This window comes from Microbacterium sp. T32 (genome assembly GCF_001619615.1).
In the GTDB taxonomy this organism is placed as follows: domain Bacteria; phylum Actinomycetota; class Actinomycetes; order Actinomycetales; family Microbacteriaceae; genus Microbacterium.
The window spans coordinates 89,737-107,256 of the sequence record NZ_LQQP01000016.1; the positions used below are offsets into that span (position 1 = coordinate 89,737).

General features: G+C 70.9%; 15 protein-coding genes. 2 read left to right on the forward strand and 13 right to left on the reverse strand.

Translation table 11 applies throughout. From position 1 onward, the window contains the following. Window positions 1-75: 75 nt before the first annotated feature. The gene (locus AVW09_RS10370; protein ID WP_063257999.1) at window positions 76-2,232 is read right to left on the reverse strand and encodes a DEAD/DEAH box helicase; all 2,157 of its coding nucleotides are present in this window, start codon (window positions 2,230-2,232) and stop codon (window positions 76-78) included. Window positions 2,233-2,475: 243 nt separating this feature from the next. Here AVW09_RS10370 and AVW09_RS10375 point away from each other — a divergent pair, with 243 nt between their 5' ends. Beyond that, window positions 2,476-3,843: an MFS transporter gene (locus tag AVW09_RS10375; RefSeq protein ID WP_063258000.1), complete on the forward strand. Its 1,368-nt coding sequence runs from the start codon at window positions 2,476-2,478 to the stop codon at window positions 3,841-3,843. Window positions 3,844-3,919: 76 nt separating this feature from the next. On the opposite strand, the gene AVW09_RS10380 is transcribed toward AVW09_RS10375, so the two are convergent. Genes AVW09_RS10380 through AVW09_RS10400 form a run of 5 tightly spaced genes read right to left on the reverse strand, consistent with a single transcriptional unit; the run spans window position 3,920 to window position 7,090 of the window. Beyond that, window positions 3,920-4,864 carry a bifunctional riboflavin kinase/FAD synthetase gene (locus AVW09_RS10380; protein ID WP_063258001.1) on the reverse strand — a complete coding sequence of 315 codons (945 nt, stop codon included), beginning with the start codon at window positions 4,862-4,864 and terminating at the stop codon, window positions 3,920-3,922. After that, window positions 4,861-5,280: a hypothetical protein gene (locus tag AVW09_RS10385; protein ID WP_063258002.1), complete on the reverse strand. Its 420-nt coding sequence runs from the start codon at window positions 5,278-5,280 to the stop codon at window positions 4,861-4,863. The genes AVW09_RS10380 and AVW09_RS10385 overlap by 4 nt, the downstream gene beginning before the upstream one ends. A gap of 45 nt (window positions 5,281-5,325) precedes the next feature. Further along, window positions 5,326-5,694, reverse strand: coding sequence for a hypothetical protein (locus AVW09_RS10390; RefSeq protein WP_063258003.1), 369 nt, complete (start codon window positions 5,692-5,694; stop codon window positions 5,326-5,328). Beyond that, window positions 5,691-6,584: a tRNA pseudouridine(55) synthase TruB gene (gene truB / locus AVW09_RS10395; protein ID WP_063258004.1), complete on the reverse strand. Its 894-nt coding sequence runs from the start codon at window positions 6,582-6,584 to the stop codon at window positions 5,691-5,693. The genes AVW09_RS10390 and truB overlap by 4 nt, the downstream gene beginning before the upstream one ends. After that, window positions 6,584-7,090, reverse strand: a complete 507-nt coding sequence (locus AVW09_RS10400) for a hypothetical protein (protein ID WP_063258005.1) — start codon at window positions 7,088-7,090, stop codon at window positions 6,584-6,586. Before AVW09_RS10400 ends, truB begins: the two co-directional genes overlap by 1 nt. Window positions 7,091-7,244: 154 nt before the next feature. Between AVW09_RS10400 and AVW09_RS10405 the strand changes: the two genes are divergently transcribed. Continuing rightward, window positions 7,245-8,111 (forward strand): A/G-specific adenine glycosylase, encoded by an 867-nt coding sequence (locus AVW09_RS10405; protein ID WP_063258006.1) that lies wholly within the window; start codon window positions 7,245-7,247, stop codon window positions 8,109-8,111. Here the strand turns inward: AVW09_RS10405 and AVW09_RS10410 are convergent. The 7 genes from AVW09_RS10410 to AVW09_RS10435 form a co-directional block, all read right to left on the reverse strand. Beyond that, window positions 8,108-9,082: a CPBP family intramembrane glutamic endopeptidase gene (locus AVW09_RS10410; RefSeq protein ID WP_063258007.1), complete on the reverse strand. Its 975-nt coding sequence runs from the start codon at window positions 9,080-9,082 to the stop codon at window positions 8,108-8,110. The genes AVW09_RS10405 and AVW09_RS10410 overlap by 4 nt on opposite strands. 135 nt (window positions 9,083-9,217) lie before the next feature. Then, window positions 9,218-9,703 carry a 30S ribosome-binding factor RbfA gene (rbfA, locus tag AVW09_RS10415; protein WP_063258008.1) on the reverse strand — a complete coding sequence of 162 codons (486 nt, stop codon included), beginning with the start codon at window positions 9,701-9,703 and terminating at the stop codon, window positions 9,218-9,220. Between the two features lie 200 nt (window positions 9,704-9,903). Further along, window positions 9,904-12,729 (reverse strand): translation initiation factor IF-2, encoded by a 2,826-nt coding sequence (gene infB / locus AVW09_RS10420; protein WP_197462608.1) that lies wholly within the window; start codon window positions 12,727-12,729, stop codon window positions 9,904-9,906. A 93-nt stretch (window positions 12,730-12,822) separates the two neighbouring features. Then, the gene (locus tag AVW09_RS17280) at window positions 12,823-13,074 is read right to left on the reverse strand and encodes a YlxR family protein (protein ID WP_082822921.1); all 252 of its coding nucleotides are present in this window, start codon (window positions 13,072-13,074) and stop codon (window positions 12,823-12,825) included. Window positions 13,075-13,107: 33 nt separating this feature from the next. Further along, window positions 13,108-14,097: a transcription termination factor NusA gene (gene nusA, locus AVW09_RS10425; RefSeq protein WP_022879672.1), complete on the reverse strand. Its 990-nt coding sequence runs from the start codon at window positions 14,095-14,097 to the stop codon at window positions 13,108-13,110. A gap of 51 nt (window positions 14,098-14,148) precedes the next feature. Beyond that, the gene (locus AVW09_RS10430; protein ID WP_063258010.1) at window positions 14,149-14,790 is read right to left on the reverse strand and encodes an HD domain-containing protein; all 642 of its coding nucleotides are present in this window, start codon (window positions 14,788-14,790) and stop codon (window positions 14,149-14,151) included. A gap of 135 nt (window positions 14,791-14,925) precedes the next feature. Further along, the gene (locus AVW09_RS10435) at window positions 14,926-17,430 is read right to left on the reverse strand and encodes a glycogen/starch/alpha-glucan phosphorylase (protein WP_063258011.1); all 2,505 of its coding nucleotides are present in this window, start codon (window positions 17,428-17,430) and stop codon (window positions 14,926-14,928) included. Between the last annotated feature and the right edge of the window lie 90 nt (window positions 17,431-17,520).

Consider the following 17,520-nt stretch of genomic DNA (forward strand, 5'->3'; position numbering starts at 1 on the left):
CGGCATCCGTTCCAGCTCCCACACTCCCGCGACGCACGAACGCCCCGGGAGCACCGGGGCGTTCGCAACGGGGAATCAGGCCCCGAGCGCCTGCCGCAGCAGGTGCATGAGCGCGGAGAGCTGCACCGAGTCGCTGGACCCCGGCTCGATGGCGAGGCCGTCCAGCGCGCGCTGCGCCAGGCCCTCCTTCGAGTCGATGAGCTCGGCAATCTTCGTGTCGATCGTGTGCGCGGCGATGATGCGCCACGCGGTCACGGGCTCTTCCTGACCGATGCGGTGCACGCGGTCGATCGCCTGTGTCTGCTCCGCGGCCGTCCACGACAGCTCGGCGAGCACGACGTTGGACGCGGCCTGCATGTTGAGCCCCACGCCGGCGGCGGTGAGCGAACACACCGCGATTCCGACGGACGGGTCGGTGTTGAACGCGTCGATCGCCGCCTGGCGCGCGGTCGAGGTCTGGTCTCCGCGCACCGACACCGCCTTCAGACCGGATGCCTTGAAGTGGGCCTCCGCGGCATCCATCACGTCGATGTGCTTGGCGAAGAAGACCACCTTGCCCACCGAGCGCTGGAGCTGCACGGCGTAGTCCGCGGCGAGCTGGGCCTTCGCCTGACCGATGCGGCGGACCATCGTGAAGACGTTCTCCGACCCGGTGCCGGCGGCCTTGCTCTCCTCGAGCTCGCCGTGGGCGACGAGGCGCACGATGTCCTCGTCGATCTCGCCCGGAGCGAGCCCGCGATCGCCGCGCGCCTCGATGATGCGACGGTACTTCGCCGCGAGGCGGGCGCCCAGCTCGCGCTCGGCGTGACGGATCGACCGGCCGTACTCGTCGTCGAGCTCGACGGGGAGGTCGGCGATGAGCTTGTCGGGCAGGTCGGCGGCGACGTCCTTCTTCTTCCGACGGACGATGCCCATGGAGATCACGGCCTCGCGCGCCTCGGGATAGAACGCCTTGTCCGCGGGCGTGAGGCCCGTGGCATCCAGCTTCTCCATCAGCTCGGGACCCGGCTTCTCGCCGTTCGTCCAGCCGAGGAAGCGCCAGATGGCGTCGAAGTCCTCGACGTCGTTGATCAGCGGGGTACCCGTGAGGGCCAGGAGCAGCGGATCACGCGTCTGCTGACGGACACGGGATGCCAGCGCGAGAACGTTCTGCGAACGCTGCGACGACAGATTCTTGATGAAATGCGCCTCGTCGACCGCGATGCCCTTGAGGCCGATGGACGACAGCCACGACAGGTGCCGGTCGAGGATTTCGTAGTTGACGATGAACACGTCGGCGAAGGCGTCGATGTCGGCGCCGCTGCCGGAGATCACGGTCGCCCGGCGGTGCGGCGTCCAGCGCTGCACCTCGCGCGCCCAGTTCATCTTCACGACGTTGGGCACGACGACCAGCAGCGGATAGGCGTCGGCGACCGAGGCCGCGAGCACCGACTCGGCGGTCTTGCCGAGACCGGGCTCGTCGGCGAGCAGGAACTGACGGTGGCCCTGCCGGACGGCTTCGAGGAACCGGGACTGGTGGGGCATGACCTCGAGTCCGCGCGGCGAGACGCGGTCGAACTCGGGGACGGGCGGCAGGTCCATGCTGGCGGCCGAGCCGCCGGCGCCGGTCTCGAACGCCTTGTACAGCGGGCCCATGAGCTCCCAGCCGTCGAGGCGCCGACGCGGCGCGTCACCGGTGGGGCGCGGCGTGAGGTCGGGCGCGAGGAACGGGTTCGCCATCTGGCGCGCCTCGATGGAGGGCGGGATGACCTGCTTCTCGGCGAGCGCCGCGGGCACGACGGGAGCCGTGGCCGGAGCGCTGTCGGTGATGATGAGCTCGTCCGGCGGCAACTCGGCGCCGGATTCCAGCAGCCAGTCGCGGCGCATGCGGCGGGCGACCGGAGACGTGGCCTGGTCGACCTCGAGCAGCTGGATGAGCGACGTGTCGCGCGCGGCGGTCTTGGCCAGGATCGTGGCCACGCCGTCGAGGCGCTTGAGCAGCTCGGCGCGGGCGGCGTCGGTGATCTCGGTGTCGGCCTTGACGCGGGCGCGCTCCTCGCGGACGAGGAAGGCGATCACCTGGAACTTCACCCGGTTGGTCGGGCCGAGCTTGCCGCGCTGGGCCTTGGCTTCGACCTCGCGCACCTTGCGGGCGAGGATGGGGATGACGGGGGCCTCGTCGTCCCGACGGGATGACGAGGTCTTGCGGCGCCGTTGGCTCGAGCTTCGGGCGGCGGTTGCCGTGGTCGGCATGCTCCTCCTGAGCGTGTCGTCCGGATGTGTCCGGAACGTCCCGGCCCATGGCCGGTGGATCAGTGACCCCGGAGAATGCCGCGAGACTCACCGCCGGAGCGGCAGCGTCTGCGACCCGCAACGCGTCTTCACCGGAACGGCTCGCAAGGAGGCGGGTGACGGGGCCGCCACCAGTCTAGCGCGTCGGTGGGTGGTCCTGCCGTACCCCTCCCCCGGCGATTCCGCGACGCCTACGCTGGTGCGATGGCCGAACCGATGTCGCGCGACCAGCGCGTGGTGCTCACCGTCGCGGTTCTGGCATCCTTCGTGTCGTTCCTCGACGGCACCGTCGTGAACGTGGCGCTTCCCGCGATCTCGAGGGACCTGGGTGGCGGGCTGTCGACGCAGCAATGGGTCGTCGACGCGTATCTCGTCACGCTCGGCGCCTTCATCCTCGTCGCCGGGTCGATGAGCGACGTGCTGGGCCGCACGCTCGTCCTGCGGATCGGACTGATCGGGTTCGGCGTGACGTCGGTCGCGATCGCCGCGGCGCCCACGGCCGAGTTCCTGATCGTGGCGCGGGCGCTGCAGGGCGTCGCGGGCGCGCTGCTCGTGCCGAGTTCGCTGGCGCTCATCACGTCGACGTTCCGCGGCGCCGGCCAGGCGCGCGCGATCGGCATCTGGACGGGCGCGACCACCGTGGCGATGCTCGCCGGGCCCGTGATCGGCGGTGTGTTCGTCGACGCGCTGTCGTGGCGGCTGGTGTTCCTCGTCAACGTCCTCCCCATCGCGGTGACGCTGTGGCTGCTCGCCCGGCGTTCGCAGCCCGATCACCGCCGCCCGGGCGCACGCGTCGACCTCCTCGGCGCGGTGCTGTGCGCCGTAGGCCTGGGCGGCGTCGTGTTCGCCCTCATCGAGCAGCCGAACCTCGGCTGGGGGTCGCCGGTCATCTGGGCGCCGGCGGCCGTCGGCGTCCTGGCGTTCGCGGGGTTCCTCATGCGCCAGCGGGTCGCCCGCCAGCCGATGATGCCGCTGGACCTGTTCCGTTCGCGCAACTTCTGGGCGGGCAACCTCACGACGATGTTCGTCTACGCGGCGCTGTCGCTGTACGGCTTCGTCCTCAGCGTCTACCTGCAGCAGGGCGCCGGGCTGCCGGCCACCCTCGCGGGCCTCGCGTCGCTACCGGCGACGCTCATCTCCATCGCCCTGAGCTCGCGGGCGGGGGCGCTCTCGGGCCGCTTCGGACCGCGCCTGTTCATGACGCTCGGCCCCGCGCTCATGGCGGTGGGAGCGCTGCTGCTCCTCCTCGTCCGCCCCGAGTTCGACTACTGGACACAGGTCTTCCCCGCGGTGCTGATCTTCGGCCTGGGCGTGACCACGACCGTGTCGCCGCTGACCGCCGCGGTGCTCGGTGCGATCGACCCGGAACGCTCCGGCATCGCCTCCGCCGTCAACAACGCCGTGTCGCGCATCGCCGGGCTGCTCTCCATCGCGGCGGTGTCGGCCGTCGCGGGCGGCGCGCTGAACCTCGACGGCTTCCACCGCGCCGCGATCTTCACCGCCGTGCTGATGCTCCTCGGGGCCGCGACGTCGTTCCTCGGCATCCGTAACCATCTGTCGCGACGCGACTGACGGCGGGCTGCGCGGGCTCACGCCGGGGCGCGCTGCAGCGCGAGAGGTCGCGCCTCGACCAGACCGGACGCGAACGTCAACGCAGGATGCCGCGGACGCGCTCGACGTCGTCGGCCATCTGCACGAGCAGGGCGTCGATGCCGTCGAAGGCCGCCATGCCGCGGATGCGTTCGACGAAGCGCACCTCGACGTGGTGCCCGTAGAGGTCGAGGCCCGTCTCGTCGAGCACGTACACCTCGACCTGCCGCGCGTGCACGTCGTCGAACGTGGGGTTCGTCCCGATGCTGATGGCCGCGGGATACGTGATCCGTCGCGACCCGTCGACGTCGACGAGCCAGCCGGCGTACACGCCGTCCGCGGGCACGAACCCCTCGAGATCGGGCGACAGGTTCGCCGTGGGGTAGCCGAGCTCGCGCCCGCGCTGGAGCCCGTGCACGACCTCGCCCCACACCGAGGGCGCGCGGCCGAGCAGTCGCGCCGCCGTGGCGATGTCGCCGGCGGCGAGCGCCTCGCGGATCCACGTCGAGGACACCCGCCGATCGGCGTGCACCGCGCGCACGTCGTCGACGACCTCCACACGGAAGCCGTACTCGTGCCCGAGTCGGACCAGCAGGTCGGGGTCGCCCGCTCCGCCGGCGCCGAAGCGGAAGTCACGGCCCACCAGCACGGTCCGGGCCGCAAGAGCGTCGACGAGCACCTCTCGCACGAAGTCCGTCGCGGGCTGCGCGGCCCGCGTCTCGTCGAAGGTCAGCAGGAGGGTGGCATCCACTCCGGCCCGATCGAGCAGTTCGAGCTTCTGGTGCGGACCGATGACGTCGGGCGGGCACTTCTCCGGCCGCAGGACACTGAGCGGATTGCGGTCGAAGGTCACGGCCACGACCTGCGCACCGTCGGCCGCCTCGACCCGCGCGCGATCGATCACGGCCCGGTGGCCGGTGTGCACGCCGTCGAACTTGCCGATCGCGACGACCGACGGCCCGAACCCCGCGGGAACCTCGGCCGGATCGCGGAAGACGATCACGACGCCGTCCCACGGTGCCGGATGAGCCACCAGAGGCCCAGGAACGGCAGGACGAGCGGGATGAACACGTACCCGATGCCGTACACCGACCACACCGTCGGGTGCTGGAACAGCGCGGGGAGCGCGAGGCTCAGGGTGCCGACGACCAGCACGCCCACGAGCTCGAAGCCGATGGCCACCCACGCGACGCGGTACCACGCGGGCCGCGCCGAGAAGATCAGCGCGAGCGTGGCGACGATGTAGACCACCGCGGCGAGCGCCGACAGCGTGTACGCGACGGGGGCGTCGTCGAACTCGCGCACGATCTGCACGAACGAGCGGCCGGTGGCGGCGAGCGCCATGATGCCGTAGACGATCACGAGGACCCGGCCGATGCCGGTCATTCCGCGGGTGCGGGCGGGAGTGGTGGATGCCATGACCTTCTCATCCTAGGCGGCCGGGCGCCGCGGCATCCGGTGCCCTCAGGCGAGCTGGATCGTCCAGATGACGTGCATGCGCCACACCATGACGGCGACCGCGAGAGCCACCGCGCCCATGATGACGGTGCTCCACCGGCTGCGCTCGATGAGCGCCCACGCTGCGCCCGCGGGCGGAAGGAGCGCGGCGGAGATCAGGTAGGTCCAGTACTCCAGGAGGCTGCCCGACGGCGGGTTGCCCGCGAACGGCGACACGATCGCGATGACGATCTGCACGATGAGCAGCAGCTCGATGAGCGCGAGCGCCCCGACGGTGAGGTCGGACGGGCGGCGCCCGGCGAGGCCGGCGACGACGGCGATGAGCCCCGCGACGACCGCGACGCCCACCTGCGTGAGTGTGAACCACAGGATCATCCCGCGACCTCCTCGGGCATGTTCATGACGCTCTTCAGCTGACTCCCCCGCCGCTCGACGATCCCGACGAGTCGCCCGTCCGGGTCGATCGCCGCCGCACGCTCCCCCGTGAGGCGTCCTCCGCCCTCGATGCGCTTGCCGTGGCGGAGATCGCGCGCGTCGTCGGCTCCGACCGCGAGGGCGCCGACGACGGTCGCCGCGGCGGTGGCGGGGTTCACGAGCGCGGCCTCGGCGAGGTCGTCGACGGATGCCGCGGATCCGACGTCGAAGGACCCGATGCGGGTGCGGCGGAGTGCGGTGAGATGCCCGCCCACGCCGAGCGCGGCACCGAGGTCGCGCGCGAGTGCGCGGATGTAGGTGCCGCTCGAGCAGTCGACCACGACGTCGAGCGCGATCGTCCCACCCTCGCGTCGCGTCGCGCGCACATCGAACCGCGACACCGTCACGCGGCGGGCCTTCAGTTCAACGGTCTCGCCGGCGCGAGCGAGGTCGTACGCGCGGCGGCCCTGCACCTTGATCGCGGAGACCGTGCTCGGCACCTGCGCGATCTCCCCGGTGAGGTCGGCGATGCCGACGGCGATCGCCTCGTCGGTGACGGCGTCGACGGCCGTGGCATCCGCCCGTCCCGTCTCCGTCCCGTCGGCGTCGTCGCTGTCGGTCGAGACACCGAGGAGGATCGTCGCCTCGTAGGTCTTGTCAGCGCCCACGATGTAGGTGAGCAGGCGCGTCGCGCCCTCGACGCCCAGCACGAGCAGGCCCGTGGCCATCGGGTCGAGTGTCCCCGCGTGCCCGATCTTGCGGGTGCCGAGGGCACGCCGGGCGCGGGCCACGACGTCATGGCTGGTGATGCCTCCGGGCTTGTCGACCAGGAGGATGCCGGCGCGCACCATCAGCAGAAGTCGCCGAACACCTGCACGGGGTGCGCGGGGTCGGAGTTCTCGACGATGACGGATGCCGCGACCCGCGGCCGCGCGGTGCGGACGTACTGCTTCTCGGCATCCGGGAGATCCGGGCGCGGCGCGCCGATCGGCGGGTTCGACTCGAGCCACACCGACCAGTTCCACAGGCCCCGCAGGCCCGAGGCGTGCAGGAAGCGGCCGTCGACGACGAGGACCGCGCGCTCGGGCGCGGGCGTGCTGCCGCCGTCGAACGGCTCGCCCGCACGGAAGGGCGCGACGAGTCGCTCGCGCACGTCGCCGGCGTCGTCGGCGAGGGTCGTGCGGAACACGGCGGTGCCGTCCTCGCCGACAGCCGCGGCGAAACCGTCCGCGAAGGCCGTGGCGGCGGCGGCATCCAGCGCGTCGATCGCCACGACGAGACGTCCGTTGCCCGCGTTCTGACGCAGGAGGTCGCGCAGGCTGCGCTGCAGGGTCTCGACGGGGTTCTCGCTCGACATGCCTCCAGCCTACGGTCGTCCGCCGGTGCGCCCTCGATAAACGCTTCGCCTCGGCAGAAACGCTGCGGCGAGGCGTTTCCGCGGAGGCGGAGCGTTTCCCGGGGCGGGGCCCGCAGCGGCGCGGGACGGCCGCGCGGGCTCATAGGGTGGAGGGATGCCAGGGATCGCCGCGCCGCTCATCGCCTGGTACCGCGACAACGCGCGGGATCTGCCGTGGCGTCGGCCCGGGTTCGGCGCGTGGGGCACGCTCGTGAGCGAGTTCATGCTGCAGCAGACGCCCGTGGCCCGCGTCATCCCGCACCTCGAGGCATGGCTGGGACGGTGGCCCACCCCCACCGACCTCGCCGCCGCCGCCCCCGCGGAGGCCGTGACGCAGTGGGCGAACCTGGGGTATCCGCGGCGCGCACTCTGGCTGCACCGCGCCGCCGTCGAGATCCGCGACCGGCAAGACGGCGTCGTCCCGCGCGACGTCGACGCGCTGCTCGCGCTCACCGGGATCGGCGACTACACCGCTCGCGCCGTCGCGGTGTTCGCGTACGGGGATCGGCATCCGGTCGTCGACACGAACACCCGCCGCGTCCTCGCCCGGGTCGTGGACGGCGTCGCGCAGCCCGGCCCGCCGGGGAAGTCCGACCTCGCCCGCATGACGGCCGAGCTGCCCGCCGACATCGGCGAAGCCGCGATCCTGAACGCCGCCGCGATGGAGCTCGGGGCGATCGTGTGCACCGCGCGGGCGCCGAAGTGCGGCATCTGTCCCCTCGCGGACCGGTGCGCGTGGCGAGCAGCCGGGTATCCGGCATCCGAGGATCGCCGCCGACGCCAAGCGAAGTACGAGGGCAGCGACCGCCAAGCCCGCGGCGCGGTGCTGAAGGTGCTGCGCGAGGCGGCGCCGACTGCGGTCCCGCTCGACGACGTCGTGCCCGACTGGCCCGACCCGGTGCAGCGCGACCTCGCGATCGACTCGCTCATCGCCGACGGACTCGCCGAAGCCGAGGACGGCGCGCTCCTCCTCCCCCGCTAGGCGACCGTCGGCGCCGGTGCGACGACCGGGTCCGGCCCGAGCCGGGCGTCGAGACGGTCCGCCCGGAATTGCCCGGAGAACGCGAGCACCGCGATCACGACCGCGAACACGCCCCACATGACCAGGCCGAGCGGTCCCGCGATCACCGGCGACGGGGTCGCCGAATCCGCGGCGACGACGAGGGCCCCGAGACCGGCCGAGGCGTTGAACGCTCCGTGCGCGAAGACGGCGGGCCAGACGGATGCCGTGCGCAACCGCGTCCACCCGAGCAGGACACCGAACAGCACGCATGCCGCGATCATCATGAGGACGCCGAACGCGTTGGGTTCGAGGAAGTTGTACCCGAGCAGGATCAGCGGGGCGTGCCAGAACCCCCAGAACGCGCCCGAGACGACGAGTGCCGGCCACACGCCGAGCGGTCGGAGCGCCGGCAGGAGGAAGCCCCGCCACCCGAGTTCCTCGCCGAACGCGAACGGTGCGTTGATGATCGCCCCGACCGGGATCGTCGCCAGCTGGACCGCGGCGAGCACCGCCGCCGGCGGGAGCGGGGTCCCGGGCGGGACGCTGGCCTCCAGCGTCTTCTGGAACCCGGAGAACCCGACCGGGTCGAAGGTCGCGAGCCCCAGCGCCCCGACGACGGCGAGCCCGAGCGCGATGAGGAGCGGAGCGGCGACGATGACCGAGACGCAGGTCCAGACCGTCCGCGCGGCCGGGCGCAGCGGCCATATCCCGAGTTCGCGCAGCACCGCTCTGGTACCCCGGCGCCCGTGCGTGCGCCGCTGCACGAGGAGCGCGGCGAGCACACCGAGCGTGGGCGTGAACATCATGGCGGCGGCGACGAGTCCGAGGAACGGATCCGCCAGACCCTGTCCGCGAACCCACAGCGGGAGCGCGACGAGCCACGACAGGGCGACGGAGGTCACCGCGAAGACACCGATGGAGAGCCAGTCCGGGCGAGACGAAGCGGTCATGTCCCGAGCCTAGGAATTCCCGGATGCCACGACCTCCCCCGTACGACGGAGAGTGCCGCCCCTCCGTCAGCCGGAATGACGAACGGCCGGACACGACCCCGAGCGGGGTGGCATCCGGCCGTCGAAGCGGGAGCGTCAGTTGCGCTCGTCGCCCTCGTCTTCGTCCTGGTCGTCCTCGTCGAGGTCGTCGTCCTCGTCGTCGAGCTCGCGCGGCTTGACGTACGGGTCGGCGTCGCCGGCGTACGTCGCACCCGCGGCGAGACCGGCGACCGACTCGTCGCGTTCGCGCGCTTCGCGCAGGAGCGCCGAAATGTGGTCGGCGTTCTCAGGGATCGCGTCGAGGATGAATTCGAGCGTGGGCGTCAGCCGCGTGTTGAGGTTCTTGCCGACCTCGCTGCGCAGCATCCCCGTCGCCGACTTCAGCGCGGCCGCGGTGTCGGCGCGGTGCGCTTCATCGCCCATGACGGTGTAGAACACCGACGCGCGCTGCAGGTCGCCCGTCACTCGGACGTCGGTGATCGTGACGAATCCGAGCCGCGGGTCGCGCAGTCCTCTCTCGAGGCGCTCCGCCAGAACCACGCGGATGCGGTCGGCCACCCGGGCCTGTCGTTCCCCTGCCACTGCCTTCTCCTTCTCTCATACCGCCGCGAGCGATCACGGCGAGCGGGCGTCGAGTTACGGACGCCGCCCCAGCGTAGGGCGGAGGGGGTGTGTGCCTCCACGAGCATCGGGGTAGGGGCCCCGCTCTGCTCGGGGAGGCACACACCCCCGCAGTCCGAAGCGGGAGCCGCGCCCGAAAACGCGACCCCCGCCCGATGTGATCAGCCTCGCGGCTTCTCGACCATTTCGACGGTCTCGATCTCGTCGCCGATCTGGATGTCGTTGTACTTGCCCAGTCCGATACCGGCCTCGAAGTCCGTGCGGACCTCGGTGACGTCGTCCTTGAAGCGGCGGAGCGACTCGATCTGCAGACCGTCGGCCAGCACCACACCGTCGCGGATGACGCGCGCCTTGGCGTTGCGCGTGATCGTGCCCGAGCGAACGATGACACCGGCGATGTTGCCGAACTTCGAGGAGCGGAACACCTCGCGGATCTCGGCGACACCCGACTGCACCTCTTCGAACTCCGGCTTGAGCAGGCCCTTGAGCGACTGCTCGACGTCGTCGATCGCGTTGTAGATGACCGAGTAGAACCGGACGTCCACGCCCTCGCGGGCGGCGCGCTCGCGCGCCTTGGTGTCGGGGCGGACGTTGAAGCCGATCACGATCGCGTTGTCGATCGTGGCCAGGTTGATGTCCGACTCGGTGATCGCACCCACACCGCGGTGGATGATGCGCAGCTGGACGCTGTCGTCGACCTCGATCTTGAGCAGCGACTCCTCGAGCGCCTCGACGGCACCCGAAACGTCACCCTTGATGATGAGGTTGAGCGACTCGACCTTGCCCTCTTCGAGAGCGCGGGTGAAGTCCTCGAGCGAGATGCGCTTGCGGGCCTTGGCCAGCTGGGCGTTGCGCTCGGCGGCCTCGCGCTTCTCGGCGATCTGACGCGCGGTGCGGTCTTCCTCGGTGACGATGAAGACGTCGCCGGCACGCGGGACCGAGTTGAGACCCTGCACCTGCACCGGACGCGAGGGGTAGGCCTCTTCGACCGCATCGCCGTTCTCGTCGATCATCGCGCGGACGCGGCCGTACGCCGTACCCGCGACGATCGCGTCGCCGACGCGCAGCGTTCCGGACTGGATGAGCACCGTGGCCACGGAACCGCGGCCCTTGTCGAGCTTCGCTTCGATCGCGACACCACGCGCCGCCTTGTTCGGGTTGGCCGTCAGGTCGAGACCGGCGTCGGCGGTCAGCAGCACCGCATCCAGGAGCTCCTGGATGTTCGTGCCCTGGCGGGCCGAGACGTCGACGAACATCACGTCGCCGCCGTACTCCTCGGCGACCAGACCGTACTCGGTGAGCTGCTGGCGCACCTTGGCGGGGTTGGCGTCCGGCTTGTCGACCTTGTTCACCGCGACCACGATCGGCACGTTCGCCGCCTGGGCGTGGTTCAGGGCCTCGACCGTCTGGGGCATGATGCCGTCGTCGGCCGCGACCACGAGGATCGCGATGTCGGTCACCTGCGCACCACGGGCACGCATGGCGGTGAACGCCTCGTGACCCGGCGTGTCGATGAAGGTGATGGCGCGCTCGATGCCCTCGTGCTCGGTCCAGACCTGGTAGGCACCGATGTGCTGCGTGATGCCGCCGGCCTCGCCCGCCACGACGTTCGTCTGGCGGATGGCGTCGAGCAGTCGCGTCTTACCGTGGTCGACGTGGCCCATGACGGTGACCACGGGAGGACGGATCTCGAGGTCGTCCTCGCTCTCGGCCTCCAGCTCGGCGTCGAGGTCGAGACCGAAGCCCTCGAGGAGCTCTTTGTCCTCGTCCTCGGGCGAGACCATCTGGATCTTGTAGCCGAGTTCGGCGCCGAGCACCTCGAACGTGGCCTCGTCGAGCGACTCGGTCGCGGTGGCCATCTCGCCCAGGTTGAACAGGATGGTCACGAGCGTGCCGGGCTGCACGGTGTAGCCGCGCAGAGCCTCGAGCTTGTCGGCGAAGTCGGCGATCGACGCGCCACGACGCAGGCGGATGATCTCGCCGTTGCCCTTCGAGACGTTGACGCCGCCGACGACCGGCGCCGACCGCATCTCGAATTCCTGCCGCTTCGCCCGACGCGACTTGCGCTGCTTGGACTTGCCGCCGCCCTTACCGAAGGCACCCGCGGTACCACCGCCGGGGCCGCGGCCACGGCCGCCACCACCGCCGGGACGACCGGCGAAACCGCCGCCACCCGGAGCGCCGGGGGCGCCACCGGGACGCTGGAAGCCGCCGCCGGCACCGCCGGGACGACCGGGACCGCCGGGACGCTGCTGGAACGGAGCGCCGGGACGGCCGCCGCCACCGGGACGACCCGCACCACCCGGGCGCGGAGCGCCGGGACGGGGGGCACCGGGACGCGGAGCCTGGGGACGCGGGATGTTGCCGGGGGTCGGGCGCTGGCCCATGCCCTGCGCCGACGCGAAGGGGTTGTTACCCGGGCGCGGACCCGCGGGACGCTGACCCATGCCCTGCGACGAGGCGAAGGGGTTGTTGCCGGGGCGTGCGCCGCCCGGACGCGGGGGCGCGCTGGGGCCGGGCTTCGGGCCGCCGGGCTTGGGCGCCTGCGACGCGGGGGTCTGCGCCGCGGGAGCCGACGGAGCCGGAGCCGACGAGGCGGGCTTGGCCGGAGCCGCGGGGGTGGATGCCGCCGGAGCAGCCGCCGCCGGGGCGGATGCCGCGGGCGCGGCCGGAGCCGGAGCGCTCTGGGGAGCCGCCGGGCGAGCCGGGCCGGGCGTGGGGCCGGACGGACGGGCACCCGGGGTCGCCGCGGGGCGAGCCGGGCCGGGACGGGCGCCGGGGCGCGCCGCAGCAGCGGCGGGCTTGGCATCCGAGGATCCCGACGCACCCTCCGCCGCGAAGGCGGCGCGGAGCTTACGGGCCACCGGGGGTTCGATGGTCGATGAGGGGCTCTTGACGAACTCGCCGAGCTCCTTGAGCTTCGCAAGCGCGACCTTGCTGTCGACGCCGAGCTCGGAAGCGATCTCGTGCACGCGTGGTTTTGCCACAATTCTCCTGTCTGAGGGCCTACCCCGGACAGGGCAGACCGTTAGTTGCGGACGGGTCTCATTTCGAGCCGTTCACTTCGTGTCCATAGCCGTTCAGCCGTTTCGCTGGAGGGTTGATTCGAAGGTCTGCGTGTCAAGCGGGCCTGACACACGCAATGCTCGTACGAAGGCGCGGCGCGCGAGAGCTTTCCCGACGCACGCGTCCGTCTCGTGCACCCACGCACCCCGTCCCGGCAGAATCGCCCGCTCGTCTCTGACGAGGACCGACCCCTCCGCGACCACGCGCAGGAGCGATGATCGGGGGGCACGTGCGCGGCATCCGACGCACGTTCGTACAGGTTCCATCGTACACCTCGCCGTCGTCCGGACGACGGACGCTCAGTTGTCTTCGAGGATGCTGTCGGGCTGGATGTCGATCTTCGCGCCGGTCAGCTTCGCCGCCAGACGGGCGTTCTGACCTTCCTTGCCGATCGCCAGGGACAGCTGGTAGTCGGGCACCAGGGCGCGGACGGCCTTGGTCGTGGCATCCAGGACGAAGCTCGACGTCACCTTCGCCGGCGACAGCGCGTTCGCGACGAACTTCGGCAGATCGGCGTCGTAGTCGATGATGTCGATCTTCTCGCCGGCCAGCTCCTCGGTCACGGCGCGCACGCGGCGGCCGAGCTCCCCGATGCAGGCGCCCTTGGCGTTGACGGTCGGGTCGTTCGCCTTCACGGCCATCTTCGTGCGGTGTCCGGCCTCGCGGGCGAGCGAGACGATCTCGACGAGGCCCGCCGCGATCTCGGGCACCTCGAGGGCGAAGAGCTTGCGGACCAGGCCGGGGTGGGTGCGCGACACCGTGATCTGCGGACCCTTGTTGCCCTTGGCGACCGACGTCACGTAGACGCGCAGGCGCGAACCGTGCGCGTACGTCTCGCCCGGAACCTGCTCCTCGGGAGGGAGGATCGCCTCGACGGTGCCGAGGTCGACGTGCACCATGCGCGGGTTCGGACCCTGCTGCACGACGCCGGCGACGATGTCGCCTTCCTTGCCCTTGAACTCACCCAGCACGGCGTCGTCGGCGATGTCGCGCAGGCGCTGGCTGATGACCTGCTTCGCGGCGAACGCGGCGATGCGGCCGAAGTCGTCGGGGGCCTGCTCCTCCTCGCCGATCACGGCGCCCTCGTCGTCGAGGACGGGCGTGAAGATGCCGACGTGACCGGTCTTGCGGTCGAGCTCGGCGCGCGCGCCGGCCGGGATCTCGCCGCTGGGAGAGATGTGCTTGGCGTAGGCGGTGAGGATCGCCTGCTCGATGATCCGCGCGAGTTCGTCGAAGGGGATCTCCTTCTCGCGTTCGATCGTCTTCAGAAGTGCGAGATCGATGTCCACAAGACCCTCCGTATTCAGCTCTCGTCGGCACGAACGGCGCCGACAACCCTCCTACGATACCCGGATGCCGGCTCCCCCGCGACCTTCCCCGGCCACGCGCTCGAGCGGATTCGCCGCCAATTTGTCGAGCACACCCCCGTCGACCAGGCGCCGCGCCGCGGTGTCGGGCTTGCGCCGCGCCTGATCGACGACGCACGCGCCGAACTCCGCAGCGAGCGCACCGCGCGGATACGCGGTGAGCACCTCCCGCACGAACTCGCGCGGCAGCGCGTCGGGTCGCGCCCCTGAGATGTCGAGACCGGTCGCGGTCTCGAGCAGGTAGCCCTCGGCATCCATGTCCGGGTCGACGCTCGGCCAGTTGTGCCGCACGATGACGTCCAGCACGCGCTCCCGTCGCGCGCGTTCCCACCCTGCCCCAGCCGTGAGGGCGATGCCGACGTGACCGCCGGCGTGCTCGTAGGACAGCGTGTGGTTGTCGAATTCCGTCACGGTGCCGATGTCGTGCAGCACCGCCGAGACGTAGAGCAGCTCGTGATCGACGCCCGAGATGCCGTCGACGAGCGCGAACGCCTCGGCCCACAGCCAGGACCGCAGCGCGTGCGCGGTGATCGCGGGTGACTGGTACTCCTCGGCGAGCGCGAGAGCGCCGCGGCCGGCGAGGGTGTCGGGGACGCGGATGTCGGCGATGCGCACGGGACCTCCTGGGCTGGGGTTCCCACTCTTCCGCGCTCAGCCACCCAGTACCCGCGCGGGACGGTCACCTTCCGCCGCCTTCCCGCCAACCCGGAACGACGGATGCCACGACCCGGGGGCCGTGGCATCCGGTGCTCAGTTGACCGGAGTGGCGTGCCAGATGCGGTCGAGGTAGTCGCGCATCGCCCGGTCGGAGGAGAAGAAGCCGCTGCGCGCGACGTTGAGGATCGCCGACCGCACCCACGCGTCCTTGTCGGCGTAGGCGAGGTCGACCCGCTCCTGCGCGTCGAGGTACGAGCCGAAGTCGGCGAGCGCCATGAAGCGGTCGTCGTACAGGAGGTTCGAGATGAGGGGCTCGAACACCGTGCGGTCGCCGCCGGAGAACGCGCCCGCCGCGATCAGGTCGATCGCGCGGCGGAGGCGCTCGTCCTCGTGGTAGAAGTCCGCGGGTCGGTAGCCCTCGGCCCACAGCGCTTCGACCTCGGGCTCGCTCATGCCGAACAGGAAGAAGTTGTCGTCGCCCACGAGCTGGCGGATCTCGACGTTCGCGCCGTCGTCCGTGCCGATCGTGAGCGCACCGTTCAGCGCGAGCTTCATGTTGCCCGTGCCGGACGCCTCCTTGCCCGCGAGCGAGATCTGCTCGGACAGGTCGGCCGCCGGGATGATGCTCTCGGCGAGCGTCACGTTGTAGTTCGCGGGGTACAGCACCTTCAGGCGCCCTTGGATGCGCGGGTCGGCGTTGACGACCTCGCCGACGGCGTTGATGAGGTGGATGATGTGCTTCGCCATCGCGTAGCCGGGGGCGGCCTTGGCGCCGAAGAGGAACGTGCGCGGCTGGACGTCCTCGACCGGTACACGACCCGAGACGATGCCGTCGTAGGCACTGACGATGTGCAGGACCTTGAGCGTCTGGCGCTTGTACTCGTGCAGGCGCTTGATCATGACGTCGAGCAGGTGGTCGTCGGCGAGCGTGGAGCCGTCGCGTGCTTCCAGGACCCGGCTGAGGCGTCGCTTGTTCGCCGCCTTGACCGCGGCGAAGCGCTCGCGGAACTCGGGGTCGTCGGCGAACGCCTCGAGACCGCGGAGGCGCTCGAGGTCGACCGTCCACCCGGCGCCGAGGGTCTCGGTGATGAGCTCCGACAGGTCGGGGTTCGCCAGCCGCAGGAAGCGGCGCGGCGTCACACCATTGGTGACGTTGGTGAACTTCTCCGGCCACATGCGCGCGAAGTCCTTCAGCACGTTGTCGCGCAGGAGCTGCGAGTGCAGCTCCGCGACGCCGTTGACCTTCGACCCCGCGACCGTGGCGAGGTACGCCATCCGCACCGAACGGAACGGGTGCTCGCCGATGATCGACATGTCGCGGATGAGCATCTCGTCGTCGCCGAAGCGCTCGCGCACCTCGAGGAGGAACTCGTCGTTGATGCGGTAGATGATCTCCAGGTGGCGCGGGAGCAGACGCCCCAGCAGGTCGACCGACCACACCTCGAGCGCTTCCGGCAGCAGCGTGTGGCACGTGTACGCGAAGCACTTCTGCGTGATCGCCCACGCGGCATCCCATTCCATGTGCTTCTCGTCGACAAGCACGCGCATGAGCTCGGGCACGCCGATCACGGGGTGGGTGTCGTTGAGCTGGAAGATGACGCGATCCGGGAGCTTCTCGAGGTCGAAGCCCTCCGGGAGGACGTTCTCGACGAAGTCGGCGATGGATGCCGCGACGAAGAAGTACTGCTGCTGGAGGCGCAGTTCTTTGCCCTGGGGAGTGGAGTCCTCGGGGTAGAGGACCTTGGAGATGTTCTCGGCGAATGTCTGCGCGCGGACCGACTCGACGTAGTCGCCCGAGTTGAAGGTGTGGAGATCGAAGGCGTTGGTGGCCACCGCGCGCCACAGGCGGAGGGTGTTGACGCGGCCGTTGTGGTAGCCGGGCACCATCATGTTGTACGGCACGGCGAGCACGTTCCAGTCCGGCACCCAGCGGGTGCGCTCCACGCCCTCGTCGTCGTACGTCTCGGTGCGGCCGCCGAACGAGATGGTCTGCGCCGCCTCGGGGTGCGGGAAGTCCCACGGCGAGCCGAGGCGGAGCCACGCGTCGGGCTGCTCGACCTGCTGGCCGTCGGCGAAGGCCTGACGGAAGATGCCGTACTCGTACCGGATGCCGTACCCGATCGTCGGGATGCTCATCGTCGCGAGCGAGTCGATGAAGCACGCGGCGAGGCGGCCGAGACCGCCGTTGCCGAGCCCGGGCTCGATCTCGAGCGCGCGGAGCTCGTCGATGTCGATGCCGCACTGCGCGAGGGCCTCGGTCGCGATGTCGGTCAGGCGCGCGGCGAGGAGGTTGTTGTCGAGCTGGCGCCCGAGCAGGTATTCGGCCGAGAGGTAGCAGACCGTCTTCGACTGCTGACGGCTCTGCTGCGCCTGATCGTCGAGCCAGCGGGCCATCAGGTAGTCGCGGACGGTTCCCGCCAGCGCCAGGTAGCGGTCGTTGTCGTCGGATGCCGACAGCGCCACGCCCTGATCGAAATTGAGGTTCTGCAGGAAGCGGCGGACGAAGCCGTCGACCGACGCCGGAGGCGCCGCCACGGGGGCGAGAGCGAGCGGGTGAGTCGGGCGGAGCTCGGACGCGGAGGAAGAGTTGTCGGGCACGGTTCGACCGTAATCAGAACCGCCCGCATGCGCCAAGAGGCAACGGGATCGACACAGGATCTTCACCCCGCCGCCGCACGTCCGGTCGGT

Bases quoted from the DNA above. Each gene is read 5' to 3' on its own strand.
- AVW09_RS10370 (WP_063257999.1), bottom strand. From the start codon at position 2,232: ATGCCGACCACGGCAACCGCCGCCCGAAGCTCGAGCCAACGGCGCCGC.
- AVW09_RS10375 (WP_063258000.1), top strand. From the start codon at position 2,476: ATGGCCGAACCGATGTCGCGCGACCAGCGCGTGGTGCTCACCGTCGCG.
- AVW09_RS10385 (WP_063258002.1), bottom strand. From the start codon at position 5,280: ATGGCATCCACCACTCCCGCCCGCACCCGCGGAATGACCGGCATCGGC.
- AVW09_RS10390 (WP_063258003.1), bottom strand. From the start codon at position 5,694: ATGATCCTGTGGTTCACACTCACGCAGGTGGGCGTCGCGGTCGTCGCG.
- truB (WP_063258004.1), bottom strand. From the start codon at position 6,584: ATGGTGCGCGCCGGCATCCTCCTGGTCGACAAGCCCGGAGGCATCACC.
- AVW09_RS10400 (WP_063258005.1), bottom strand. From the start codon at position 7,090: ATGTCGAGCGAGAACCCCGTCGAGACCCTGCAGCGCAGCCTGCGCGAC.
- AVW09_RS10405 (WP_063258006.1), top strand. From the start codon at position 7,245: ATGCCAGGGATCGCCGCGCCGCTCATCGCCTGGTACCGCGACAACGCG.
- AVW09_RS10410 (WP_063258007.1), bottom strand. From the start codon at position 9,082: ATGACCGCTTCGTCTCGCCCGGACTGGCTCTCCATCGGTGTCTTCGCG.
- AVW09_RS17280 (WP_082822921.1), bottom strand. From the start codon at position 13,074: ATGGAACCTGTACGAACGTGCGTCGGATGCCGCGCACGTGCCCCCCGA.